General features: G+C 70.4%; 22 protein-coding genes and 1 pseudogene. 9 read left to right on the top strand and 14 right to left on the bottom strand.

Going from position 1 to position 24,925, the window contains the following annotated elements; translation table 11 throughout:
- The first annotated feature begins 534 nt into the window (after window positions 1–534).
- Complete coding sequence (locus RF645_RS09245) at window positions 535–963, top strand: sugar O-acetyltransferase (RefSeq protein WP_368818957.1); 429 nt, start codon at window positions 535–537, stop codon at window positions 961–963.
- A gap of 18 nt (window positions 964–981) precedes the next feature.
- Here the strand turns inward: RF645_RS09245 and RF645_RS09240 are convergent, their stop codons facing one another.
- On the bottom strand, window positions 982–1,788 hold the full coding sequence (locus tag RF645_RS09240; RefSeq protein ID WP_058872054.1) for an alpha/beta fold hydrolase: 807 nt from the start codon (window positions 1,786–1,788) through the stop codon (window positions 982–984).
- A 233-nt stretch (window positions 1,789–2,021) separates the two neighbouring features.
- On the opposite strand from RF645_RS09240, the gene RF645_RS09235 reads away from it, so the two are divergent.
- The 4 genes from RF645_RS09235 to RF645_RS09220 all read left to right on the top strand — a co-directional run bounded on the left by RF645_RS09235 (window position 2,022) and on the right by RF645_RS09220 (window position 5,074).
- Window positions 2,022–2,891, top strand: coding sequence for an alpha-ketoglutarate-dependent dioxygenase AlkB (locus RF645_RS09235; RefSeq protein ID WP_058872055.1), 870 nt, complete (start codon window positions 2,022–2,024; stop codon window positions 2,889–2,891).
- A gap of 35 nt (window positions 2,892–2,926) precedes the next feature.
- Window positions 2,927–3,487: a flavin reductase family protein gene (locus RF645_RS09230; RefSeq protein WP_058872056.1), complete on the top strand. Its 561-nt coding sequence runs from the start codon at window positions 2,927–2,929 to the stop codon at window positions 3,485–3,487.
- A gap of 250 nt (window positions 3,488–3,737) precedes the next feature.
- Window positions 3,738–4,349: a flavin reductase family protein gene (locus RF645_RS09225; RefSeq protein ID WP_082677033.1), complete on the top strand. Its 612-nt coding sequence runs from the start codon at window positions 3,738–3,740 to the stop codon at window positions 4,347–4,349.
- 176 nt (window positions 4,350–4,525) lie between these two features.
- Complete coding sequence (locus RF645_RS09220; RefSeq protein ID WP_058872057.1) at window positions 4,526–5,074, top strand: YceI family protein; 549 nt, start codon at window positions 4,526–4,528, stop codon at window positions 5,072–5,074.
- 157 nt (window positions 5,075–5,231) lie between these two features.
- On the opposite strand, the gene RF645_RS09215 is transcribed toward RF645_RS09220, so the two are convergent.
- Window positions 5,232–5,426 carry a hypothetical protein gene (locus tag RF645_RS09215; protein WP_058872058.1) on the bottom strand — a complete coding sequence of 65 codons (195 nt, stop codon included), beginning with the start codon at window positions 5,424–5,426 and terminating at the stop codon, window positions 5,232–5,234.
- Entirely contained in the window at window positions 5,423–5,887 is a 465-nt protein-coding gene (locus tag RF645_RS09210; protein ID WP_235586823.1) for a cell division protein CrgA, read from the bottom strand. The genes RF645_RS09215 and RF645_RS09210 overlap by 4 nt, the downstream gene beginning before the upstream one ends.
- A gap of 294 nt (window positions 5,888–6,181) precedes the next feature.
- Here RF645_RS09210 and RF645_RS09205 point away from each other — a divergent pair.
- Together RF645_RS09205 and RF645_RS09200 are read left to right on the top strand one after the other, a co-directional pair.
- Window positions 6,182–6,652: pseudogene (locus tag RF645_RS09205) on the top strand (sortase); the annotation flags it as partial.
- Window positions 6,653–6,691: 39 nt separating this feature from the next.
- Window positions 6,692–7,330 carry an aminodeoxychorismate/anthranilate synthase component II gene (locus RF645_RS09200; protein WP_058872060.1) on the top strand — a complete coding sequence of 213 codons (639 nt, stop codon included), beginning with the start codon at window positions 6,692–6,694 and terminating at the stop codon, window positions 7,328–7,330.
- Between the two features lie 73 nt (window positions 7,331–7,403).
- Here the strand turns inward: RF645_RS09200 and pknB are convergent, their stop codons facing one another.
- Genes pknB through RF645_RS09165 form a run of 7 tightly spaced genes read right to left on the bottom strand, consistent with a single transcriptional unit; the run spans window position 7,404 to window position 17,501 of the window.
- Entirely contained in the window at window positions 7,404–9,662 is a 2,259-nt protein-coding gene (pknB, locus tag RF645_RS09195) for a Stk1 family PASTA domain-containing Ser/Thr kinase (protein ID WP_058872061.1), read from the bottom strand.
- A gap of 2 nt (window positions 9,663–9,664) precedes the next feature.
- Window positions 9,665–11,470 (bottom strand): protein kinase, encoded by a 1,806-nt coding sequence (locus RF645_RS09190; protein ID WP_058872062.1) that lies wholly within the window; start codon window positions 11,468–11,470, stop codon window positions 9,665–9,667.
- Complete coding sequence (locus RF645_RS09185) at window positions 11,467–12,912, bottom strand: penicillin-binding protein 2 (RefSeq protein ID WP_058872063.1); 1,446 nt, start codon at window positions 12,910–12,912, stop codon at window positions 11,467–11,469. The genes RF645_RS09190 and RF645_RS09185 overlap by 4 nt, the downstream gene beginning before the upstream one ends.
- Complete coding sequence (locus RF645_RS09180; protein ID WP_082677035.1) at window positions 12,909–14,693, bottom strand: FtsW/RodA/SpoVE family cell cycle protein; 1,785 nt, start codon at window positions 14,691–14,693, stop codon at window positions 12,909–12,911. Before RF645_RS09180 ends, RF645_RS09185 begins: the two co-directional genes overlap by 4 nt.
- Window positions 14,693–16,249 carry a PP2C family serine/threonine-protein phosphatase gene (locus tag RF645_RS09175; protein WP_058872064.1) on the bottom strand — a complete coding sequence of 519 codons (1,557 nt, stop codon included), beginning with the start codon at window positions 16,247–16,249 and terminating at the stop codon, window positions 14,693–14,695. The genes RF645_RS09180 and RF645_RS09175 overlap by 1 nt, the downstream gene beginning before the upstream one ends.
- 3 nt (window positions 16,250–16,252) lie before the next feature.
- Window positions 16,253–16,738, bottom strand: a complete 486-nt coding sequence (locus RF645_RS09170) for an FHA domain-containing protein (protein WP_058872065.1) — start codon at window positions 16,736–16,738, stop codon at window positions 16,253–16,255.
- Window positions 16,731–17,501: a DUF3662 and FHA domain-containing protein gene (locus tag RF645_RS09165; protein ID WP_058872066.1), complete on the bottom strand. Its 771-nt coding sequence runs from the start codon at window positions 17,499–17,501 to the stop codon at window positions 16,731–16,733. Before RF645_RS09165 ends, RF645_RS09170 begins: the two co-directional genes overlap by 8 nt.
- Before the next feature lie 236 nt (window positions 17,502–17,737).
- On the opposite strand from RF645_RS09165, the gene RF645_RS09160 reads away from it, so the two are divergent.
- Window positions 17,738–18,610 (top strand): PepSY domain-containing protein, encoded by an 873-nt coding sequence (locus tag RF645_RS09160; protein WP_058872067.1) that lies wholly within the window; start codon window positions 17,738–17,740, stop codon window positions 18,608–18,610.
- A gap of 73 nt (window positions 18,611–18,683) precedes the next feature.
- Here the strand turns inward: RF645_RS09160 and RF645_RS09155 are convergent, their stop codons facing one another.
- The 3 genes from RF645_RS09155 to RF645_RS09145 form a co-directional block, all read right to left on the bottom strand.
- On the bottom strand, window positions 18,684–20,363 hold the full coding sequence (locus tag RF645_RS09155) for a DASS family sodium-coupled anion symporter (protein ID WP_082677036.1): 1,680 nt from the start codon (window positions 20,361–20,363) through the stop codon (window positions 18,684–18,686).
- 130 nt (window positions 20,364–20,493) lie between these two features.
- Window positions 20,494–21,696, bottom strand: coding sequence for a phosphoglycerate dehydrogenase (serA, locus tag RF645_RS09150; RefSeq protein WP_058872068.1), 1,203 nt, complete (start codon window positions 21,694–21,696; stop codon window positions 20,494–20,496).
- 36 nt (window positions 21,697–21,732) lie between these two features.
- Window positions 21,733–22,524 (bottom strand): hypothetical protein, encoded by a 792-nt coding sequence (locus RF645_RS09145; RefSeq protein WP_058872069.1) that lies wholly within the window; start codon window positions 22,522–22,524, stop codon window positions 21,733–21,735.
- A gap of 45 nt (window positions 22,525–22,569) precedes the next feature.
- On the opposite strand from RF645_RS09145, the gene rlmC reads away from it, so the two are divergent.
- The gene (gene rlmC / locus RF645_RS09140) at window positions 22,570–23,721 is read left to right on the top strand and encodes a 23S rRNA (uracil(747)-C(5))-methyltransferase RlmC (protein ID WP_058872070.1); all 1,152 of its coding nucleotides are present in this window, start codon (window positions 22,570–22,572) and stop codon (window positions 23,719–23,721) included.
- A gap of 6 nt (window positions 23,722–23,727) precedes the next feature.
- Here the strand turns inward: rlmC and RF645_RS09135 are convergent, their stop codons facing one another.
- Window positions 23,728–24,480 (bottom strand): hypothetical protein, encoded by a 753-nt coding sequence (locus RF645_RS09135; RefSeq protein ID WP_058872071.1) that lies wholly within the window; start codon window positions 24,478–24,480, stop codon window positions 23,728–23,730.
- Between the last annotated feature and the right edge of the window lie 445 nt (window positions 24,481–24,925).

The following is a 24,925-nucleotide window of genomic DNA, read 5'->3' as shown; positions in this document are numbered from 1 at the left end:
GGAAGCTAAGGCTCACAGCGCCGATGGTACTGCACTCTGATGGGTGTGGGAGAGTAGGTCGCCGCCGCAATACTCTTTAGAGGGAAGGCTGATGGCTGGCTCCCCGCAGCAATGGTTGCGGGTCGAGCTGGCCATCAGCCTTTTCCGCATACCCAGATGCTTTTCCCCATCGCCGAGTGGATACCTGATTGCGCTATCGGGGTCCTTCAGCGCAATTGGGGGTCCACTCGGCCTACGGGGCTCTTCCTCCCCGCGCCGAGTGGATAGTTGATTGCGCTATGGGGCCCTCAACGCAAATGGGGATCCACTCGCGCGCGCTGCCCGGGGGGGGCGAACGGAGCGGGGAGAGGCGGTGAGAGGATCGGGGCATGGATCTTGCTCAGCCGCGTGGACTCGTGCTCAGCGGCCGTATGAACGACGTCCTGACGCCCGAACTGCTGGCCTCGAGGGAACCAGCGGTGGTCGTTGCCGCAGCGTACAACGACAGCTTGGGCAGACCCGCGGAGGAGCGCCTGCGGCTGCTGCGCCTTTTGCGTGGGGCACGCAGGCCGCAATGTGCACTTCGAGCCGACGCTGCGCGTGGAGTGCGGCTTCAACATCTCTGTGGGCGATGACTTCTGCGTCAACTTCGACTGCGTGATGCTCGACGGCGGAGGGATCACCATCGGCGACTCGGTGCTGATCGGGCCGAGGACGAGCATCTTCACCGCCACCCATGCGCTGGAGGACCCCGATGAGCGCGCTGCCGGTGCCTGCATGGCACGGCCCGTACGCATTGGGGATCAGGTGTGGATCGGCGGCTCCGTGGTCATCAACCCAGGAGTCAGCATCGGCGACGGGGCGGTGATCGGATCGGGCAGCGTGGTCACCTCGGACGTGCCGGCTCGCGGCGTGGCCGCGGGCGTTCCTGCGCGAGTGCTCCGGGAGATCACCGACAGGGACCGCATCGGCTGGCCGAGCTGATGTCGGGGATCCTTCAGCTCAGTCGAGCTGGCTCAGGAAGCTCACGAGGGCGTCCGTGAACTCCTGAGGCGTCTCCATGGGCGGAGTATGCCCGGCACCGGGGATGGTCACCAGGCGGCCCTGGGGGAGGGCCTCCGCCATGCGCTGGCCGGCTCCGTTGTCGAAGGCGTCGTCCTCTCCGACGATCACCAGGCTCTGGAGCTGCAGCGCAGGCAGCAGCTGCCTGAAGTCCTGACGCGACGCACGCCCGCGCATGGAGGCCGCAGAGCCCTCGGCGGGGGCTGCGGCGATCATGGCTCGCACGGCTTCGGCGGTCTCCGGCTTCTGCTCGATGGTCTGAGGCGAGACCATCACGCTCAGGACCTTCTCGGCATAGGCGTCCATGCCGTCGGCGAGGATGGCGTCGGCGCCCACATTGCGGCGTCGTCGTCCGGCGCGGTCCTCCGCCTCCGGAACGGTGTCGCAGATGACCAGCCCGCGAAGGCAGTCCGCGTGGTCGTGGGCGAACTGCATGGCGATCTGCCCGGCCATCGAGAATCCGAGCACGACGGCGGTCTCCACGCCCAGCTCATCCAGCAGCAGGGCCAGGTCGTTCGAGAACTCCTCGGTGGAGACGATGCCCTCGGTCACCGCCGAGTCGCCGAATCCGCGCAGGTCCGGTGCGATGACCCGCCAGCCGGCCTCGACGAGCGCGGGGACCTGGGCGTTCCACATGGAACGGTCGTAGGCGTGCCCGTGCAGCAGGACGATGACCGGTCCGCTGCCCTGATCCGTGAAGGCGATGACGGTGTCGTCGATCTCGATGCTGCGCTCCTGTGAGCTCATGATGTGGCCTCCTGCGGCTGTGCGCGTCGGTGCTGGAGCGTGCGGTCCTCGACACACGGGTCGGCGCTTCTTGTGGTCCTGTCTCCAGCCTATCCAGGACCAGTGCGGGGCTGCTGTGCTGTCGGTGGACACGGATAGCCTCGGGCATATCGAGGCGAGACCGGTCTGGGGCCGGAGCGGCAGGCCGTGGACTGCGTCCGGAGGGGCGCGTCCAGGAGTCTGCGGGCAGGGAGGTGGAGCGGGTGAGCAGGGTGAGTCGGCTCAGGGGCCCCGGAGGTCCGGAGCTGTTCGAGCTGCCGCGGGAGGTTCGAGAGGTCGCACCCGGAGCCGTTCATGTCCCGGACTGGCTCAGCATGCAGGAGCAGGCCGAGCTCGTGGCGCAGTGCCGAGGGTGGTCGCGAGGCGATCACCGCATGCGCCGCTACACGACCTCCACCGGCGGAGTGATGTCCGTGCAGTCTACGGTGCTGGGCCGCACCTGGGAGCTGCCGTGGGCCCCGACGATCTCATCGCCCGAGAGGGGAGCGGCGGCTGGGGAGCCGAAGTCCCCGCGGCCGGCCTCCGGTGACCGCCGTGCCGCGGCGGAGGGCAGCACCCCTGACGATGAAGCCGCCGTGGGACAGCGGCTGCCCGCGGCGCTGTGGCATCTCGGTCGTCGTGGGGTCGCTGCGGCGTACGGGGAAGAGGCTCCGGAGGCCTCGTCGTTCGAGCCGACCACCGCGCTCGTGAACTACTACGACGCATCGGCGCGGATGGGACAGCACCAGGACCTCGATGAAGCGGGCGCGGAGCCGATCGTGTCCCTCTCCCTCGGGGACTCGTGCATCTTCCGCCTGGGCAATACGGAATCGCGCGGCCGGCCCTACCAGGACATCGTGCTGCGCAGCGGAGACCTCTTCGTCTTCGGGCGGCAGTCGCGGTGGGCCTTCCATGGGGTGCCGGCCATCCGCCCGGGAACGGGCGACCCGGCACTCGGGTTGCGTCACGGCGGTCGGCTGAACATCACGATCCGATCCAACGTGCCCGGAAAGCCGGGGCGCGGGCCTCAGGTGCAGCGCAAGCGAGCGATGGCCGCCGATGCCACCGGCGGCGAAAGACGCTGACCGGCGATCGACGGAGGCAGACAAGGGAGCAGCAGATGGAGATCGAGACCCCACCGCACAGCGTCCGGGCCGAGCCCGGGACCGAGGCGTTCACGGACGGCTACCGGCTGCTGGCCGAGGAGCTGGCTTCGGGCGTGGCCGTCGTGGCTGCGCGGCACCGGCGGCGGGACCACGCCGTGACCGTCACGGGCTGGCTCGACATCTCCTACGATCCGCCCACCATGGCTGTGAGCCTGTTCGATGAGGCACGGATCTGCGAAGCGGTCGAGTCCTCGCCCACCTGGACGCTGAGCGTCCTCCGCCGGGAGCAGGAGCCGACCGCGACCTGGCTGGCCTCCCCGGGCAACCCCGTCGACGGTCTGCTGGACGGGGTGGGCTTCCGCCGCTCGCCCGTGGGCGGCGCCGTCGTGCTGGATGGGGCACTGGCATGGTTCGAGCTCGAGACGCAGCAGATCCACCCGGCCGCCACGCACGTGCTCGTCGTCGGCCGAGTCGTGGCCATGGGGCGGGGCGGTGAGCAGGGCGCCTCCACCAGTCAGGGCCAGGCCGGTCCCCTGGTCCACTGGGGCAGAGGGTTCCACGGGCTGGACAGCTGAGGCGGCGCGCGGCCTGCGCTGCGCCTTGCCATGCACCGAGGAATCTTCGGACGGCAGGCCCGTGTTGTGCTTTGTGAAGCAGGCGAGCCGCCGGGCCCAGCACTTGTGCAAGTCTGAGACGAATGCTGGGTCAGCAGGGCTGATCCGGGGAACCTCAGCGCTCCTGCCGCGGGGAGCGCAGCGAGCGGGATCGCGCCCGTCGTCTGTGAAGAGGCCACGCCAGGGGCATATCGCAGGAGTAAGGAGTCAGATGTCGCAGCAGGACAGCGTCAGCACCGTGCAGGAGGGGCGGGAGGCCGAGGAGCGCACCGAGCAGCTCGCGGACTTCGTGGTGCCCCCGTCGCGGCTCGAGGACACCACGAGCCTCAAGGGCGGATTCGGAGCGATCTTCGGCAGTCACCCGGCAGGTGTGGCGGTGATCACGGCGGAGGGGCCCGACGGCCCGGTGGGACTCACCGCATCGTCGCTGTCCTCGGTCTCAGCCGATCCGCCCATCATCGGCTTCTCGCTGCAGGCCCGTCGCGGCTCCGCGGCCCTCGTCGCCGAGGCGGACACGCTGCTCGTGCATCTGCTGGACTCCTCCAACGTCGCGATCGCCCGTGCCTTCGCGACCCACGGTGCGCCGCGCTTCGGCGACGCCATGAACTGGCGGCAGCTTCCGACCGGGGAGCCGCTGCTCACGGACGTCGGCCGCGTGATGCGCGTGGAGCCCCTGGCCCGCATCAAGGCCGGCCCGGCCCTGGTCTTCAACTGCGGCGTGCTCGAGATCCTCGGGTCCGAGCCTGCCGGGGCCCCGCTGGTTTATCACCAGCGTCAGTTCCACAGCCTGTCGGAGTCCACGGTCGCCGAGTACCAGATCTGAGCATCTGCGCAGGTCAAAGAGCCTCGCCGCAGTAGCAGGGCTCAATCCGCTCCAGATGGTTGACATGTCACGCCAGATGCGCGTAGGTTAGGTGACATATCAAGCAGCTGGTTGCGGAAGCCCGCACCGGCGGACCGACGCGCAGCGGCACAGCCGCTGCTGACAGAAGGAATCCCATGAGCACTCTCGATCGCCTCACCCCCGGCACCTGGACCTTCGACCCCGCCCACTCGGAGGTCGGCTTCGTGGTCCGCCACGCCGGCATCTCCAAGGTCCGCGGCTCGTTCCACGATGTCTCCGCAGACTTCGTCGTCGCCGAGCAGGTCGAGGACTCCAGCATCGACGCCGTCATCAAGACCGCCTCGATCGACACCGGCGACGAGAGCCGCGACGCCCACCTGCGCACCGCCGACTTCTTCGACGTCGAGAACAAGCCGGAGATCACCTTCCACTCCACGAGCATCCAGCTCGGCGGCGGGGAGGGCACCATCACCGGCGAGCTCACGATCAACGGCGTGACCCGCACGGTCGAGCTCGACACCGAGTTCAACGGCGTGGTCGTGGACGCCTTCGAGACCACCCGCGCCGGCTTCGAGGCCACCACCACGATCTCCCGCAAGGACTTCGGGCTGACCTGGAACGCGGCCATCGAGGCCGGCGGCGTCCTGGTCTCCGACAAGGTCGTGCTCAACCTGGACGTGGCCTTCACCGCTCCCCAGGCCTGAGACCCGCCTCGCCGTCTGTCTGCCTCCTCTCCACCCCGGCGGACGTAGCCTGCCCCCGCAGGACTGCGCAGCGCGCAAGGACGAAGCGCCCGTCACCGGATCCCTCCGGCGACGGGCGCTTCGTCGTCTGCGGCAGCTCCCGAGGGGCGCGGTCGGCTCAGCGCAGGGAGGAGGCGATCCACCCGATCAGCGGGATCGCGACGACCAGCAGCAGGACGAGGCGACGCACGCGGACCTCGAACAGCGCAGCGCCGCGGGAGGAGCTGCGGGCCTCCTTGGCGATCTCGTCCTGGAGGGGCTCGGGCTCGCGGTCGTCTTCGGGGCCGCCCTGCGACGGCTGCTGCGGGGTCAACGCCACCTCGTGGTCATCAGCAGCCCGATCATCATCAGACCGATGCCGATGCCCACATTCCAGTATCCGATGCCCGGGATGGGGTAGGTGAAGTCGAGCAGATACCACAGGATGAGCCAGGCCAGACCGATGACGATCAGACCGAACATGATCACCTGGTACCAGACGGGAGTCGGATCGGCGTCCGGGGCGGTGGCGCGCGAGGAGACCTTGATCTCCTCGGCGAGCTCCTCGGCATCGCGCTCGTCATCGGGCTCCTCGCCCGAGCTGATGCGGGCGTCCCGAGCAGCGGCCGCGGCGCGCTGGTCGCGCTCCCAGCGTCGCCGCTGGGCCTCCGGCAGGGCCTCGACGGCCAGGCGGGTGAGCTCCTCGTCCACGGCGGCCGTGGACGAGGTCGAGCCGGCAGCCTCCGAGGCCGCGGAGGACCCCGAGCGGAGCCGGCGCTTCTTGGACTGGGACACGGATGCAACCTCCTGCTGTGGTGGCCCTGGCCGCGGCGGGTCGCCCCGCGTAGAGGCCCGCGGCCCCGTCATGGATTTCGACCAGGCCGAGAACCCGCCCATACTATCGGCAGGCTCTGAAGCGCCGCCTGTGCGACTCCTCAGCGTCCGGGATGCTCCCCACTTCCGCACCCCCCGGTCGCCGCGGCGAGCGACGTCCCCCGAGGGAACATCGTGCGCACAGTCGCGCAGCCGCATGCGCCTCGACGACCTGCCTCCAGCATCGCAGCCGTGATCTCCGTGATCGGCGAGGGCTACTCGCGGCCGGTGATCGAGGGGACGACCTCAGAGGTGCTCGACACCTTCGGCCTGGGCCACTACCCGGGCACGGCCAGGCCTGGCGACGAGGGCAATTTCGCGGTGGCTGGGTACCGGCAGACCAACGGCGCGGTGCTGGTTCACATCGACGCCCTCACGGAGGGCGAGCGCATCATCGTCCACGCGCAGCTGGAGTCGTGGCGCCCGAACTCCGCCGGGCCGCCCCCCCCGAGATCGCCGACGTCGTCCAGCGCGACGCCGACGGACAATGAGACAGGAGAGCTCATGTGCGCCTGGACCTTCTGCCGCCTGCCCGGCCCCTTCGCGGTCAAGGCGATGCTCACCGTCCTCCTGATCGCGCTGGTGGTGCTCGCGCTGATGCAGTACGTCTTCCCCTGGGTGCAGGAGGAGTTCTCGCCGCTGCAGGGCGAGATCACCATGGACACCTCGTCCTCGTCGCAGCAGTAGCCTGGACGCCAGAGCATCCGCAGCCCTCAGGAGGTCGCCGTGACCGTGAAGATCCTCGTCGTCGACAACTACGACAGCTTCGTCTACACCCTCGTGGGGTACCTTCAGCAACTGGGGGCGCAGACCACCGTGGTGCGCAACGACGATCTCAGCGAGACCGAGATCGCGCAGCTGGCGGATCAGCACGACGGCGTCCTGCTCTCTCCCGGGCCCGGTACCCCTGCGGAGGCCGGGGTGTGCGCCTCCCTGGTCCGACGCGCGGAGCGCACCGGCCAGCCCCTGTTCGGGGTGTGCCTGGGACACCAGTCGCTCGGCCAGGTCTTCGGCGGGACCGTCGGGCACTCGGAGCAGCTCATGCACGGCAAGACCTCCGAGGTCAGCCACGAGGACGACGGCATCTTCGCAGGCGTCCCGTCGCCCTTCACCGCGACCCGCTACCACTCGCTGTCGGTCTCAGCGCAGGACATCCCCGAGGTCCTGCGGGTCACCGCCTGGACCGAGGACGGGCACATCATGGGCCTGTCGCACCGCAGCGCCCCCATCCATGGAGTGCAGTTCCATCCGGAGTCCGTGCTCACCGAGGGCGGGCATCTCATGCTCGGCAACTGGCTCGAGATGTGCGGCCTCTCCGGCGCCGCCGAGAAGGCGGCCGATCTCTCCCCGCTGCTGGCGCGCTGAGCGCGGACTCGGACGGCGCAGACAGCGAAGCGGCCCCGGTCAGATCTGACCGGGGCCGCTTCGCTGTCTGCGCTCAGGCTTCCGAGGGGCTTGAGGCGGCGCTGCCGGCCTCCTCGGCACGGGCTGCGGAGTCCTCCGCCGAGCCGCTGGAAGCGGAGCCGGAGCCGCGGCTGGAGCCGCCCGAGCCGGAGGAGCCCCCGGAGCCGGACGAACCGCCCGAAGCGGAGGAGCCGCCCGAACCGGAGCTGCTCGAGCTGCTGGGCCGGTCCGCCGTCGGAGCGGGGGAGCTGGGCTCCTGGGTGGGCTCCTCCGTGGGCTCCTCCGTGGGCTCCTCGGTCGGCTCTTCGGTGGCGTCCTCCGTGGTCGGCTCCTCCGTGGGCTCCTCGGAGGTCGGCTCCGAGGTGGGCTCGTCGCTGCCGTCGTCCTCAGGGGTGGTGGGCTGCGGAGCCGGGGGTGCGACCGCCACGGTGATCGTGATGGTGCTGCCCTGCGTGACGTCCTGGCCGCCCTCCACCGACTGCCGGATGACGGTGCCGGCCGCATACTCCGAGGTCCGCTCCTCGGCCACCGAGGTGCCGAGCTGGGTGTCATCGGCGCCGAGCCGATCCGCGGCCTCGGACTGCGTCATGCCCAGGACGTCCGGGACGGTGACGCGACCGGTGGAGAGGATGAGTCCCACGGACGAGTCGCGGGGGACCTCCGAGCCTCCCTCCGGATCGGTGGCCACGACCATGTCCGCGGGGACGGTCGGGGAGTTGCGGGTCTGCGTCTCCTCGGCGGCCTCGAGGCCGGCGGCGGAGATCATCTCGCGGGCGTAGCTCTCCGACTGGCCCTCGAGATCCGAGGGGACCGTCACGGCCTCGCTGCCCTGGGACACGGTGATCGTGACCGAGGAGCCCTCGTCCACCTCCGTGCCCTCGCCGGGATCGACGGAGATCACGTGGTCGCGCTCGACGTCGGAGCTGAGCTCCTCCTCGGTGTCGACCACGAATCCGGCGTCCTCGAGCTGGTTCTGCGCATCATCGGCCTCGAGTCCCACGACATCCGGGACATCGACCTGCTCCGGGCCGCGGTTGAGCCACAGGAACGCGGCGACGGCCGCGGCCGCCAGCAGCAGGAGCAAGGGGATCAGCCATACCAGGGGGCTGCGGCGCTTGCGGTCCCGGTCCGAGGTCGGGGTACGACCGCCGCGCGGGGCATCCGGATCGAAGCCCGACCCGCCGCCGCCCGCCGCGGAGGCGGTGCTCGGGTCATCGGCGGACGGCGTGATCGTGAAGACGGGGGCGGCCTGCCCAGCCTGACCCTGGGAGGAGCCGCCGGCCGCTGCCGCACCGGCTGCAGCGCCGCCCGCCGCGCCGAGACCGGCCGCTGCGGCCGGGGTGACGGCCGTGTGCGGACCGTCTGCGGGCTCGCCGGCGCCGTCGGCGGCGGCTCCGGTCGCGGCGATCGGACGGGTCATGGTCGTGGCGTCGATCCGTGCGGGCTCGCGCAGCTCGACGACGGCGCGGCGCATCTCCTCGGCGGACTGGAAGCGGGAGTCGCGCGGCTTGGCCAGCGCCTGGAGCATGAACGTGTCGAACTGCGGGTGCAGCTGAGGCGCCAGGCTCGAGGGCTGGGGAGGGGCGTCGCGGACGTGCTGGGCCGCGATGTCCACCGAGGCCTCGCCCACGAACGGCGCCCGGCCGGTGAGCATCTCGAAGAACACGCAGGCCGCGGAGTAGAGGTCGGAGCGGGCATCGACGTTCTCGCCGCGAGCTTGCTCCGGGGAGAGGTACTGGGCGGTGCCCAGCACGGCCTGGGTCTGGGTGAGCGCGGCTTGGGTGTCCTCGACGGCGCGGGCGATGCCGAAGTCCATGACCTTGACCCGGTCGTCCGGGGTGATGATCACGTTCGCGGGCTTGATATCGCGGTGGACGATGCCCGAGCGGTGGCTGTAGGCCAGGGCATCGAGTATGCCCTCCATGGCATTCACGGCGTCCTCGGTGCTGAGCCGATCCTCGCGGATCAGCTGTCGAAGCGTCTGGCCCGGCACGTACTCCATGACGATGTACGGGCAGGCGATGTCCGAGGGGACGTCCGGCGGGATCTCGCCGGTGTCGTACACCGAGGTGATCGTGTGGTGGTTCAGCCCGGCGACCGCCTGCGCCTCCCGCTGGAACCGCTCCTGGAAGGAGTCGTCGCGGGCGAGCTCGGGCTTGAGCACCTTGATGGCCACGTCGCGCCCGAGCCTCCGGTCGGAGGCCTTGTAGACGGTCGCCATGCCGCCGCGTCCGATGGTCTCCTTGACCTCGTAGCGGTTGTTGATCAGCTCGGGAATGGGGGACTGCTCCATGATCAGCCTTCCACGGGCAGGGACTGCTCGGCGCCGGGGGAGGCGCCGGCCGAAACTGCTGCGTTCTGTTCGGTGTCGAGCGCGTCGGGGCTGGGGCCCTGCTCCGACGCGGCACGGGTCTGGGAGGTCTCGGCGGATGCCGCGGAGGTCTGGTCATCGGCGCTGCCCGCGACGGTCAGGGCGACCGAGGAGCCGACCTCGACCTCCTGGCCCTCGGCGGGGTCCGAGCTGACGACGTCGCCGTCGTCCTGCGCGTCGGACTCCTCGTAGTAGATATCCACGTTCACGCCCAGGGCAGTGATGTCATCGGCGGCGTCCTGCGCCGGGCGACCGGTCAGGTCATCGGGCAGGGTGGCCATCTCCGGGCCGCTCGAGTGCGTCACGGTCACGGTGTCCCCGGGGTTCAGGGTGCCGGCCGGCGAGACGGCGAGCACCTCGCCCTCGGGGCGGCTGCTACTGGCCTGGCCGACCTGCTCCACGTTCAGCCCCCGGCTCGTCAGATCGGCCACGACATCGTCGACGTCCAGCCCGATCAGGTCCTGGGCGACGACCTCGACGCTCCCGCCCCCGGCCCCGCTCGAGGCGCCGGCGGTCGAGACGGTCCCCTCCGGGGTCCTCGAGTCGTCGCCCCCGCTGCCCAGGACGAGCATGACGGCCAGCCCGATCACCACGAGAGTCAGGACGATGACGGCGCCGATGAGCATGGGCGCGGTCCTCGAGCCGCCGCCTTCGGCCTTCGAGGACCCGGAGCCGCCGCTCGAGGAGCTGCGCGGGGCCGCCGGGTTGCCCGTGCGATCGGGGCCCGAGGGCGCGGGGGTCACGGGGTCGACGGTGTCGAAGGCCGCGGTGGAATCGTCGGCGGAATCCTCCTGGGCGCGCTCGCCCGCAGCGGCGGAGCTCGCGGGCTTGGCGTCGGCTCCTGTGGGGCCGGAGACCTCTCCGTCCAGGAAGGGGCGCATGCCCGGAACGGCCACGACGGCGGCCTCGAGGTCGTCTCGTCGGATCGCGTCCACCGCGCTGGCCAGCGCACCGGCCGTGGACGGGCGGTCCGCCGGGTCCTTGGCGAGCATGGACATGATCAGCGCGCGCGGCCCCGGCGGGACATCCTTGGGCAGCGGCGGGGGCGGGTCGTTGACCTGCGCCAGGGCGATCGCGATCTGCGAATCGCCGGTGAACGGGCGCTTTCCGGCCAGGCACTCGTAGCCGATGATGCCCAGCGAGTAGATGTCCGAGGAGCCGGTGGCGGTCTGTCCGGTGGCCTGCTCGGGAGCCAGGTACTGGGCGGTGCCCATGACCTGGCCCGTGGCCGTCAGCGGGACCTGATCGGCCACGCGGGCGATCCCGAAGTCGGTGACCTTCACGCGCTTCTCCGGCGTGATCATCAGGTTGCCGGGCTTGACGTCGCGGTGCACGAGACCCTGCGCGTGCGCGGCGGCCAGCGCGCGGGCCGTCTGCCCGATGTAGTTCAGGACATCGTCCACGGGCAGGCGGCGGTCGCGGTCGATCAGGTTCGACAGCGGCTCACCCGGGACCAGCTCCATGACGAGGTAGGCGGAGCCGTTGTCCTCGCCGTAGTCGTAGACGTTGGCCACACCCGGGTGATTGAGCAGCGCGGTATGCCGAGCCTCGGCGCGGAAGCGCTGGAGGAAGCTCGGATCGCCGTTGTACTCCTCCTTGAGGATCTTCACCGCGACGATGCGGCCCAGGACCTGGTCCTTCGCCTTCCACACCTCGCCCATGCCGCCGATCGCGATCCGATCGGTCAGGGCGTACCGGCCGCCGAGGACAGTCTTCTTGGAGGGCCTCATCGGGTGAGCACCTCCTCGAACATGCGCTGTGCAGTGGGGGACGTCAGCGTGGAGGCCGTGGTGGTGTCCACGTCCTCGAACACGACGGCGATCGCGATCTCCGGATCATCCGCGGGCGCGAAGCCGGTGAACCAGGAGTCCGTGAGGCCCGTCTCGGAGCCGATCTCCGCGGTGCCGGTCTTGCCCGCCACCGAGTGGCCGGGCACCGCGGCGCCGCGGGCGATTCCATTGTCCACGTCGGAGACCATCAGATCCTCCAGGGTGTCAGCGACATCCGCAGAGGTCGCCTGGTTCAGCTCTTCGGGCTCGAAGTCCTGGATCACCGACAGGTCCGAGGAGCGGACCTGGTCCACGAGCTGGGGCTTCATCAGGACGCCGTCGTTGCCGAGGGCCGCCGAGATCATGGCGACCTGCATGGGGGTTGAGCGGACGTCGTACTGCCCGATCGAGGCCATGGCGAACTCGGCGTCGGTCATGCCCTCCGGGAAGCTGGACGGCGTCACGGACATGGGGATGTCGAGGTCCTGGCCGTAGCCGAAGTTCTCCGCGGTCTGGGCGATCCGGTCCTCGCCGAGGTCCATGGCGATCTGGGCGAACGGCACGTTGCAGGAGTTCTCGAGGGCGAACTGCAAGTCGGCAACGTCGCGAGCATCGCACGGGCCGCCGCGGTAGTTCGGCAGGGTGATGCTCGTGCCGGGCAGCTCGAGCTCCTGGGGGTTCGGGATCTCGGTGTCGGTCGTGTACTCGCCGGACTCCAGGGCCGCGACGGTGTCGATCAGCTTGAACGTGGAGGCCGGGGCGTAGAGATCGCCGCCGATCGTGCGATTGACCAGAGGCTGGGCCGGATCGCTGCTGTAGGCCTCCGAGGCGGCCATCACGGACTCGGTGTCGTGCGAGGACATCTTGTTGGGGTCGAACCCCGGCGAGGACGCCATGGCCAGGATCCGACCGGTGTCAGGCTCGATCGCCACGATGGCGCCCTGGCGGCCCTGGAGCGAATCTTGTGCGATCTGCTGCAGCTCGGGATCCAGCGTGGTCTCGACCGAGGCGCCCGTCTGCTGCTCGCCGGACAGCGTGGACATCACCCGGTTGTAGAACTGGTCGTCCGAGGAGCCGGAGAGCTCATCGCCCATCTCCTGCTCGAGCGCCGTGGCGCCGTAGACGGGGGAGAAGTACCCGGTGACCTCGGAGTAGAGATCGCCCTGCGGGTACTCCCGGGCGAAGGCGTAGTCGCCCTCGGTGGGCACCGAGCGGGCGATCTCCTCGCCGCCTGCCAGGATCGAGCCGCGGTCCCTGCCGAACTGCTCGTACAGGGTGCGGGTGTTCCAGGGGTCGGCTGCGAGCGAGCGCTGCTGGAAGAACATGATGGACGTCAGGGCCAGCAGCAGCACCGCGAACATGGCGACGGCTGCCATCCACACGTGACGGATCGAGCGGTTCACGGCCTGCCTCCTCTGGTGTCCTGCGGGCTCTGGTGCTGGGCTGACCCACCGGAGCGGCGGGGCCGCAGGTCTGCGGCCGGGTCTGGGGTGCGGATCTCGGTGGGCTCGTCGTCCTCATCAGCTGCTGCGGAGCGGGAGCCGCGGGCCAGCGGGACGACCTCGGTCTCCTCGGAGCTGGCCTCGGGGGCCAGCTCGCCAGCTCGGCCGGAGCCGCCTCGGCTCTGCGCCCCGGGCAGGCCCGAAGCTCGCCGAGCGGCCGAGCCTGCGGGGGCCTCCTCCTCGGGATCGTCGTCGGAGCGCTCCTCGCGACGCGCGCGACGGCGCTCGGCGCGCTCGAGGCGAGCGGCCTCCTCCGCCTTGGCCCGCTCGGCCTCCTCCTGCTCGTGGGCCTCGAACTCGGCGATCTCCTCGTCACTGGCCGGGCCGTACACGATCGGGCGGCGAGCGGAATGCGAGATCGCGAGCAGCAGCGCCACGATGATCCAGTTCGAGAGCATCGAGGAGCCGCCTGCCGACATGAACGGCGTGGTCAGGCCCGTCAGGGGGATCACGCGGGTCACGCCGCCGACGACGACGAACAGCTGGATGACCATGATCGAGGCCATGCCGGCGGCGAGCAGCTTGCCGAACGTGTCCGGGGTGCCCAGCGAGGCCCGGTAGCCGCGCGAGGCCAGCAGGAAGAACAGGATGAGGATCGCGGACACGCCGATGAGCCCGAGCTCCTCGCCGAAGGCCGTGATGATCATGTCCGAATTGGCATAGGAGACCAGATCGGGTCGGCCCTGGCCCCAGCCCTGGCCGAACAGCCCGCCGGAGGCCAGGCCGAACAGGCCCTGCACGATCTGGCGCGAGCCGCCGACGGGGGCGTCGTAGATCTCCGGATCGAAGGCGTGGATCCAGGAGTCGAGACGGGCCGCGACGTGGCCGAAGGTCTGAGAGGCCACGAAGCCTCCGGCGGCCACGAAGATCAGCCCCAGGATGATCCAGCTCAGGCGGCCGGTGGCGAGGTAGAGCATGGCCACGAACAGGCCGAAGAACAGGATCGCGGTGCCGAGGTCGCGCTGCAGCACGAGCACCCCGATGGCCACGAGCCACGCGGCGAACAGGGGCGCGAGATCCCGGAAGCGCGGCAGATGCAGGGGGCCGATCTTGGGCCCGGCCAGCAGGATGACGTCGCGGTTCGTGGACAAGTAGCCCGCGAAGAAGATCGCCAGGGTGATCTTGGCGATCTCGCCGGGCTGGAAGGTCCGCCCGCCGATGGAGATCCAGATCCGTGCTCCGTTGATCTCGGTGCCGAGCCCGGGCAGCAGCGGCAGGATCAGCAGCAGGGCGGAGGCCACCAGCGAGATGTAGGTCACCTTGCGAAGCGCCCGGTGGTCCCTGAGCAGCAGGAGCACCGCGGCAGCGGCGGCCACGCCCACGCCCGTCCACAGCAGCTGGCTGCCTGCGGCGTCCGAGTCCATCAGCAGGTCGATACGGTGGATCATCGCCAGGCCGAGGCCGTTGAGGGTCACGACGATCGGCAGGATGTACGGATCCGCGTACGGGGCGCGGATCCACAGGATGACATGCACGAGCAGGGAGCCGACGCCCAGCACGATCGCGGTGCGCAGCACATGCCCGCTGTCCTCGGCGAAGCGCTCAGGGTCCACGAGGAAGTTGGCCCCGACGGCCAGGGCGAGCGCGAGCAGCAGCAGCACGAGCTCGGTCACGCGCCTGCGGCGCTGGATCGGCTCCCGCGAGGCGGTGCCGAGTGCGGGGGCGGCGGCCTGGGTCGACATCAGCCCTCCCCTCCCTCATCGGCGCTTCTGGAGGACTCGGGGTAGTTCACGGTGCCGGTGGACCCGGGCGAGGGCTCGCGGCTGGCCGAGTCCTGCGCCTCGTCCTCGGCCTCCTGGCGCTCGCGGTCGGAGCGCGCGGCGTCCGAGCGCAGCCCGAGCACGATGCTCTCGGCGTGGCCGAGGTCATTGGCGGCGATCGTGTCCTCGACTCGCGAGCGGGCGTAGCCGGGGAGGTCGTCGACCGCCAGGTCGGTGGACTGCTGGACCTCGGAGAGCTGGATGGGCCCGAGGCTCTGGTCCACCCCCTGGTAGATCGCGACGTTGTCGCCGTCGGAGCCGACGAAGTACTGCCCCCGGGTCCATGCATAGGCCAGCGCCCCGGCCGTGACGAGCGCGGCGACCACGAGGATTGCCACGACGCTGCCGATGATCCGGCCGCGCCGGTGCGAGCTGCGGGTCTGCAGGGCGGAGTCGACCTCGGAGATGTCCGTGAGGGAGTCCGCGGCGGAGGTGCGCACGAGGGTCGCACGACGTGCGGCCGCGGAGCCGCTCACGGTGGGGATGCGGCCGGTCTGCGTGGCGTTGGCCGCTGCACCCACCAGGACATGCGGCAGCTCGTCGAGACCGCGGCGCAGCTCGGCCGCGCTAGTGTCCTGCGGCTCCTGGGGCTGCTCCTGCGCAGACGCCGCCCATGGTGCCGGCGCCGTGACGGCCTCGGGCTCCTGCGCGGGAGCGGAGGCGCGGGCCCGTTCGGTGAGCTGATCGGAGGTCAGGGCCTCGTCCGGATCCGGCAGCGCGCCGGTCAGGTCGGTGTCAGCGGACTCTAGGTCGGCGGCGTCGACGACCTCGAGCACGACCACCGTGACGTTGTCCGGGGCGCCGCGCTTGAGGGTCGCGCGCACCAGGGTCTGGGCGATCTCGTCGAGCTCGGCGTCCGAGCGCAGCAGCGACTCGATCGCCGCGGGCTTCATGACCGCGTTGAGCCCGTCGGAGCACAGCAGCCAGCGCTCGCCGACGACGGCGTCGTAGACCTCGGCCTCGAGCTCGGGCGAGGCGTCGACATCGCCGAGGACGCGCATCAGGACGTTGCGATGCGGGTGGGTCTCGGCCTCCTCCGGGCGCAGGCGGCCCTCCTCGATGAGGCGCTGCACGAAGGTGTGGTCGGTGGTGATCTGCTCGAAGGCGTCGCCGCGCAGGCGGTAGGCGCGGGAATCGCCGATGTGGCACAGGGCGATCTGATTGCCGTCGATGAGCAGCGAGGTCACGGTGGTGCCCATGCCGGCCAGGCGCGGCTGCTGGCGCACCAGCTCCGCGAGGTTCTGGTTGGCGTTCTGGATCTCGTCGGCGAGCTCGGTCACGGCGTGGCCGCCGAAGCCGCCGCGGTCCAGATGCGTCAGGTCGATCACGGCCGATGCCGAGGCGACGTCACCGCCGACGTGCCCGCCCATGCCGTCGGCGACGACGGCGAGATGACGACCCGCGTAGGCGGAGTCGTCGTTCTTGGAGCGGATCCTGCCCACATCCGAGCGGGCGGCGAAGCGGAAGGCGAGGGCCATGGGTCAGGACCTCAGTTCCAGCACGGACTTGCCCACGCGGAAGGGGCGGCCGGGGTCGACGGGGACGGCGCGGGTCAGGCGCTGCTCGTCGATGTAGGTGCCGTTGGTCGAGCCCAGATCCTCCAGGAACCAGCGCGAGCCCTGCGGGAACAGGCGGGCGTGGCGGCCGGAGGCGTAGTCGTCCTCCAGGGGGATGTCGCACTCGGAGGAGCGGCCCATGGTCACGGGGGCGCTGCCGAGCTGGTGCGTCCGCCCGCCGGTGGGGCCCTGGAGGACCACGAGGGTGCTGGGGAGATGACGGGGCGCAGGCCCGGCCGCAGCGGGTGCTGGGGCGGCGCCGCGCCGCTGCTGCCCGCTGCGCGCGGAGGACCTGCGGCGGCGCCGGTCCACGGAGAGGTCGCGGCCCTGCGTGAGGACCACGGCCAGGATCATGACCCACAGCAGTGCCAGGAACCCGAAGCGCAGCAGCGTGACGGTCAGCTCAGACATTCTTCCGAGTCCTCCTGGGGGCGACGAGCCGGAAGACGATGCGGGTGCGGCCCATCTCGATGACCGCGCCGTTGACGAGCTCGGTGCGTCCGCGCAGGCGCTGGCCGTCCACCAAGGAGCCGTTGGTCGAGCCGAGGTCCACGGCGAGCCAGTGCTCCCCCTCGCGGCGGATCTCCAGATGCTGGCGCGAGACCCCGGTGTCCTCGACGGTGATGTCCGCGCCGGAGGAGCGGCCCAGGATGATCGAGTCGGCCTCCACGCTCAGGCGCTGGCCGTCGATGTCCAGCACCGGCACCCAGTTCTCAGGCGTGCGGTGCGGAGTCCCGGCGGGCCGTGCTGGACGAGGAGCCTCACGAGCGGCTGACGGGCTCGGGGCGGCGTCCTCGGTGCTCGTGCGGCGGGCCGAGGAGATGATCTCGAAGCTGCCGCGCTCGATCTCCGGATTGCGGGTGAACGAGACGCGGACGGAGCCCTGCAGCGTGTAGGCCTGCGAGCGGGCGTGCTTGATGACGACCTCGCACAGCTCCTCCGCCAGCGGGGTGCCCCATTCCTGGGCGCGGGGGAAGTCCTCGTCCGAGAACTCGACGATGAAGTCGTTGGGCGCCATGGTGCGCCCGGCCGAGATCGTGAACGAGTGCTCGTCGAGCTCGCGACGCAGCGCGCTGGCGATCTCCACTGCTTCGATGCGTCGCCGCGATCCTGTGGAGAACGCGGTGCGCACGGCCTTCTCGATGCCGCGTTCGAGGTTGTCGAGGAATCCCATGCGCCTCCTTCCACGGGGCTCGGGTGATGCAGGGCGGTCCAGCCCGACAGGGTGCGAGCATGGTCTCAAGATAGTAGATGGTGCTGACGGAGACGCACCGAGGACTGCCGGGATGCAGATTCAGTCACATGAGGATGAGTGCCCGGTGGAGTGCAGATGAGTGCCAGCTGAGACGGCGGCGGCAAGCCGCTGCCCTAGCCCTTGAGCTCGTCCGTCGACTGGGCCAAGGTGGGGCCATGGATACCAACAATGCTGATCAGCACGTGAATGCTTCCCCGCCCGAGGGTGTCATGGCATCGGCGGTCGGCGTCGGTCGCCGTCGGCGCAGCCGCTCGCTGAGCCTGGCGCTGCCGGTGCTCGGGCTGAGCGCCCTCCTGCTCGCCGGCTGCAGCGCCGCCGACGATGCCGACTCGGATGACGGGGCCGATGCCGCGCAGTCGCAGTCCCAGGATGCCTCCGACGACGCCTCGACGGGCACCTCGGACGACGCCACCGAGCAGAGCTCGGATGACGCGTCTGACGACGCCTCGGATGACGCATCGGATGATGCCTCCGACGACGCGTCCGAGGGTGCTTCCGACGATGCCTCGGACGACGCGTCCGATGACGCCTCGGAGGATGCATCTGATGACGCGTCCGACGATGCCTCGGCCGACGCCTCCGATGACGCGTCGGCGGGTGCCTCGGAGGGCCCCTCCTCCGCCGCCGGCTCGGGCGTCCCCGCGGACTCCGCGCAGCTCGACGAGATCCTGGGCGCGGCCGAGGGCACGCTCGACGGCTCCACCGCCGTGGCCATCGAGGAGAAGGGCGCCGCCGGCTGGAAGGTCACCGTGGTCGAGGGCTCCGACGAGCAGGAGGTCCGCGTCAGCGAGGACCTGTCCACCGAGGTCACCGAGACCGAGCAGGACGATCAGGACGTGGATCCCGCCTCGGTCGAGGTCTCCATGGCCGATGCCATCGAGGCGGCCTCCGCCGACCAGGACGGCACCGTCACCGAGGTCTCGCTGGACGAGGACGACGGCACGATCGCCTGGCAGGTCGAGTTCGACGACGAGATCGACGTGGACGTGGACGCGAGCAGCGGCGACGTCATCGGCGTCGACCGCTGATCCGGACCCTGCGCACGACGAAGCCCGTCCCCGCCGTGATGGCGGGGACGGGCTTCCTCGTGCGGGTCAGGGATCAGAAGGCGATCCCGAAGACCCAGACGGCCAGCGTCATGGTCACCGCGGTGTTGAGCACCAGGCCGAAGAGGTTCAGCCAGATGCCGCCCTTGATCATCTGCGGGATCGAGACGTAGCCCGAGCCGTAGGCGATCGCATTGGGCGGGGTGGCCACCGGGAGCATGAAGGCGCAGGTGGCCGCCAGGGCCACCGGGATGGCCAGCAGCAGCGGATCCATGCCCATGCCCATGGCGATGCCGCCGGCCACGGGCAGGAAGGTCGCTGCGGTCGCGGTGTTGGAGGTCAGCTCCGTCAGGAACAGGATCCCCGCCGCGAACAGGACCACGAGCAGCACGACAGGAAGCCCGCCGAGCCCGGAAGCGACGTCGCCGATCCACTCGGTCAGGCCCGACGACGAGAACTGCGCCGACAGGGCCAGGCCTCCGCCGAACAGCAGCAGGACGCCCCAGGGGAGCTTGAGCGCGGAGTCCCAGTCGAGCAGCCGCACGCCGCGCGCAGCACCCGCCGGCAGCAGGAAGAGCAGCACGCCCACCGTCATGGCGATGCCCGCATCGGTGATCGGCGGGGTGTCCGCTCCGACCCAGTCCGTGAGGAGCGGGACGAAGACCCAGGCCAGTGCCGCCAGCACGAAGATCACCAGCACGCGCCTCTCCCCGGCGGAGGTGGTGCCGAGCTTGGCCAGCTCGTCGTCGATCAGCTTCCGGCCGCCGGGGATCTCGTCGATCTCGGGCTTGAACAGGACCTTGGTCAGCAGGAACCAGCACGCGGCCATCAGGACGACGGCCAGCGGGACGCCCACGATCATCCACTGCCCGAAGCCGATCTGGACGTCGTGCTCGGAGGCCATGTAACCCACCAGCAGGGTGTTGGGCGGGGTGCCGATGATCGTGCCGAGGGAGCCGATCGAGGCGGCGTAGGCGATGCCGAGCATCAGGGCCGTGCCGAAGTTGGACTTCACGGGGGTCGCAGCCGCTTCCTCATCGGCGTCGACGGGGTCGTCGATGGCATCCGATGTCTTGTTGACCAGCAGCAGCACCGAGATGCCGATGGGCAGCATCATGACCGCGGTGGCGGTGTTCGAGACCCACATGGACAGGAAGCCCGTGGCGATCATGAATCCCGCGATCATCTGCGGGGGCCTGGTGCCGATCAGCCGGACCGTGAGCAGGGCCATGCGCCGGTGCAGGTTCCAGCGCTGCATGGCAAGCGCCAGCAGGAAGCCGCCCATGAACAGGAAGATGACGTTGTTGCCGTAGGAGGCGCCGACGTCGTCCAGGGGCGTGGAGCCCAGGGTGGGGAAGACGATCAGCGGGACCAGAGCCGTTGCGGGGATGGGCAGCGCCTCGGTCATCCACCACACGGCCATGAGCACAGCCGTGGCGGCGGTCAGGCGCGCCTCCTGGGGGACGTCGCCGGGCATGACCAGGTAGACCAGGATGCCCAGGACCAGGCCGACGGCCAGGCCGAGCCACTGGATCTGCACCGTGCGGGTGGGCTTGGCGGGCTTGCGCTGACCCGGGGAGAGCTGATCGATCTCTTCGTTGCGCCGCGGATCGGCCTCCTGACCGATCAGGTGATCGCCGGGGATTTTGTGCCCCACGGGCGTGGAGCCTCCGCGGGGATGATCCGGGTGGGCGTCGTCGTTCGGTCCGGGAACGGACCAGGGGAAGTTCGGCATGGAGGCCTCCGCATCGCAGGTGTGACGGGTGGCACCTCAGCCTATCTGCAGGAGGCTCCCAGCGCGCACTCGGGTTGCTGGATCGCAGGGTGCGAGCGGCGCTGGGAGCCTCGGTGCGGGACGCTGCCGGTCAGTCGGCCTGGATCGTGGCCAGGCGCTTGGTGGCCTCGAGCCCCAGGATCTCGTCGATGACCTCCCGGGTGACCCCGGAGGAGCAGTCGGTGACCAGGTAGCCGGTCTCGCCCTGGGTGACCAGGGCCTGGCGGTCGACATTCACCTGGTGCTGCGAGAAGACGCTGTTCACCGCGGACAGGACGCCCGGGACGTTCTCGTGGATGTGCAGCAGGCGCACCCCGGTGCTGACCCGGGTGAGCGTGACCTCGGGGAAGTTCACCGACAGCTCGGTCGAGCCGTTCTCGGTGTAGTCCAGCAGCTTGCCGGCCACGAACTGCCCGATGTTCTCCTGCGCCTCGGCGGTCGATCCGCCCACATGCGGCGTCAGGATCACATTGGGCAGATCCTGCAGCGGGGACTCGAAGGCCTCGCCTGCGGCCTTGGGCTCCTCCGGGTAGACGTCGATCCCGGCCCCGGCGATGTGCCCCGAGGCGAGGGCGTCGTGCAGGGCGTCGATGTCCACCACGTGGCCGCGGGAGAGGTTCAGGAACAGGGTGCGCGGGCGCATCTTCTCGAACTCGGCGCGGCCGATGAGCTCCTTGTTGGAGCCGCGGCCGTCGACGTGCACAGAGATGCACTCGGCCTTCTCGAAGAGCTCGTCCATGGTGGCGCACTTGCGGGCGTTGCCCATGGGCAGCTCGTCGCGGACGTCGTAGAAGTACACGTGCATGCCGATCGCCTCGGCGAGCACCGAGAGCTGCTTGCCGATGTTGCCGTAGCCGATCAGGCCCAGGGTGCGTCCGCGGACCTCATGGGCGCCCTTGGCGGACTTGTCCCACAGCCCGGCGTGCATGTCCCGGTTCTTGTCCGTGAGGTGGCGGGCCAAGGCGATGATCTCGCTGATCGCCAGCTCCACGACCGAGCGGGTGTTGGAGTACGGGGCGTTGAAGCACGGAGTGGCTGTGTCCGAGGCGGCCTCCAGATCGATCTGGTTCGTGCCGATGCAGAACGCGCCGACCGCCATGAGGTCGGGTCTGGCCTCGAACACGCGGCGCGTGACCTGGGTCTTGGAGCGGATGCCGAGCAGATCGACTCCTTCCAGGGCCTCGATCAGCTCGTCCTCGTCCAGGGCGCCGGCCCGGGTCTCGACCTCGACCCCGTGGCGGCGCAGGATGTCTTCGGCTTCGGTGTGGATGTTCTCCAGGAGCAGGGCTTTCACGCATCCGATCCTATCGACATGCGCGCGAGGGGCTGTTCAGGGCCGATCGCGCAGGTCGATCCCGAAGACGCGGCGCACCGCGGTGACCATGTGACGGCCGTGCCTGCTGGTCGACGGCGTGGAGGCGAAGGGCAGGAAGCGGCCCGGGTGCTCGGGGTGGGTGATCTTCCCGTGCGTGGGCCCGGAGGTCGTGACCTCGAAGCCGGCCGCTCGCAGGCGCTCGAGCAGGTCGCGCTGGGTGGTGGGGTACCGGGTCCCCTGCTTGCCCGACGCGCGCGGGGCCGAGCCCGGCTCCTCCGGCAGCGGCTGCTCGGGGCGACGGGCAGTGGCCCATCCGGAGCGGAAGATCCCCACCACGGCGCCCTCGGTTCGGGTCACCTGAACGCACAGCTCGCCGCGCAGGAAGTGGTCCGTGCGGCCCAGGTCGACGGTCCAGACGTCGTCGGGGGCATCGACGGCCTCCTGCAGCTGCGCCAGCGTGGCATCCCATGCGCCCACCACGTGGACCCGATCCTCCGACAGCCGCACCCGCGAGCCGCGGGCCGTGGGAGCAGGCGCTCCGGAGGCGACGGTGTACAGGGCATCGGCAGGAGGCTGCGGTGCGGGGGCGGAGGGGCCGGCGCTGACCCGGGCCGCCACCTGCTGCCGCTGCCGGTTCAGGCGCTGCTGCTCCTGGCGACGGCGCTGCTGCTGCTCTGCCTCCTCCGTGGCCTGCTGCGCTCTGCGTGCGGGGGCCGGAGTCCAGTCGACGGGCTCGACGGACAGCGCGGGGTCGCGTCGACCGCGCATCACGGCAGGCGAAGGTGCGCGCCGGGGCTGCTGCGCCATGGTCGTCTCCTTGCGGGGTCTGCGTTGCCGATAGGGTTCTGAGCCGTGCGCTGCGATTATCACGACCGAGGGCTGTGCGATTCCTGCACCCTGATCGATCAACCCTATGCGCAGCAGCTGACGGCCAAGCAGGACGGGGTCCGGGCGCTGCTGGACGACGGAGGCGCCGACACGTCCGGGCTCACGTGGCTGGAGCCCGTGGCCAGCGCGGAGTCGGGCTTCCGCAACAAGGCCAAGATGGTCGTGGCGGGCACCGTCCGGCACCCCACGCTGGGGATCCTGGATCCGCGCGGTCGCGGCATCGATCTGCGCGAATGCCCGCTGTACCCCGAGCCGATCGGGAAGGCCCTGCCGATCATCGCGGCGTTCTGCACCCAGCTTCGTCTGCTGCCCTACGACGTCCCCAAGGGCCGCGGCGAGCTCAAGCACGTGCTGGTGACCGTCTCGCCCGACGGCGAGCTGATGCTGCGCTTTGTCCTCCGCTCCGAGAAGATGCTCGGGCGCATCCGCGAGCACCTGGATGTGCTGCTCGAGGCCCTGCCGGGGCTGCGTGTGGTCACGGCCAACCTGCAGCCGGAGCACCAGGCGGTGCTCGAAGGCCCGGTGGAGCACGTGCTCACCGACGGCGACAGCCTGTCCATGCCGATCAACGGCATCCCGCTGCGGCTGCGGCCGCGCTCGTTCTTCCAGACCAACACCGAAGTCGCTGCCGCCCTCTACCGCCAGGCCGTGGAGTGGGCGCGCGAGCTGGAGCCCGCAGAGGTCGTGGACCTGTACTGCGGGGTCGGCGGCTTCGCGCTGCACCTGGCTGCTGCGGGCCGGCAGGTGCACGGCGTGGAGATCTCCGCCGAGGCGGTCGAGGCCGCGCGACAGGCGGCGGCCGAGATGGGCCTGCCGACGTCGGGGCCCGGGGCGGTGACGTTCACGGCCGGCGACGCCACCGCCGTGGAGCGCTCGCTGGAGGGCGAGGTGCCGCTGGTGGTCGTGAATCCGCCGCGGCGCGGGCTGGGCGTCGAGCTGGCGCAGCGACTGGAGGACTCGCAGGTCCGCAGCCTGATCTACTCGAGCTGCAATGCGCGCACGCTGGCCCGCGACCTGGCGGCCATGCCGTCGTGGCGCCCGGTGCAGGCGCGGCTTCTGGACATGTTCCCGCACACCGGTCACAGCGAGACCGCCGTGCTGCTGCAGCGGCGCTGAGGCTCCTCAGAAGGCCAGCAGGTCCTGAGGCGCCGGAGCCCCGAGCTCGGGCAGCTCCAGCAGGCCGCCGCCGACGAAGCGGCGCAGCTGCTCGCTCGAGGTCATCGTCCAGTTCGAGGCCAGGCTGCCGTACGGCGACAGCTCCTTGACGTTCATGGTGTACAGCTCCGGGTCCTGGAACGGCGCCAGGGTCCTCCGCAGAAGGTCCTGGATGTCATTGCGCTGCAGCCGACGCCACGTGCTGGGGTGGATGCGCCGCAGGACCCGCACGCCGTCGATGAACTCGACCGTGGCCTCCGGGCCGGAATCCGCGATGCCGACGCTGAGACTGCCGGGAGCGGTCGAGCAGATCGTGTCCACTCCCAGCAGCAGGTCCTCGACCAGGTGGGTCGCGGACAGCAGACGGCCCTGCAGCATCGGATCGCCCCCGTCGGCGGAGCGCCCGAATCCGAGCTGCTCCCGCAGGCGGCTCAGTCCGCGCGGGGGCTCCTGCTCGCGCGGCACCTCGAAGCCGAGCAGGTACCTTCCCGGGCCCTCCGAGCCCAGGAAGCAGCGCACATGCGGGTCCTGCTTCGCGGAAGCGCCCTCGGTGCATTCGTCGAAGACGGCGTCAGCCAGAGCGGCGCAGGCTTCGAATCCTGCGCGGGTCAGGTCGTCGAAGACCATGCGCGGCTCGCGGTGCACGGTCTGGTACTCGACGATCACGGAGTCGTAGGCCCAGGAGCGGGCCCTCGGATCCGACGGGGCAGTGCGGGACATGGCAGGTCCTGACGATCTGGCCGTCCCCCTTCGGGCTGAGCAGGACGACGGCGCGCTTCGCGGCCTCGGTCGCGGCGGCAAGCCGTCCCGAGTCCGCCGCCGTTGGGGCGACCTGCGGGAGCGCGAGGTGAGAGAGGCCTCGAAGCGCCAGGTCACAGGCCGGTTCCGGCAGTGGATTTCCATCATGGCGGAAGCCGATCGCGGGCCGCGCGCCGTGCGATGCCCTCAGATCGGGGGACGCATTCCGCCCCGCTGGGGGTCGGGTGGCGGGGCCGATGCGCGCCATAGCGGCGATCGGAGATGAATCTGCAGGTCATCGACCTATTTGTTTGCGCATGAAGTGAAGACGGATGGATCCGTGGCCGATACAGAGCGATGACCACGCTTGGGTACCTGCGCGGCGCCCGAGCCGTCCCCAGGGACGCGGTGCGCGGGGCCGACGCAC

Source organism: Kocuria sp. CPCC 205260 (assembly GCF_040981045.1).
GTDB classification, from domain to species: Bacteria; Actinomycetota; Actinomycetes; order Actinomycetales; family Micrococcaceae; genus Kocuria; species Kocuria palustris.
The sequence above is the reverse complement of the archived record's forward strand: the minus strand, read 5'-3'. Positions and strand labels throughout refer to the sequence as shown.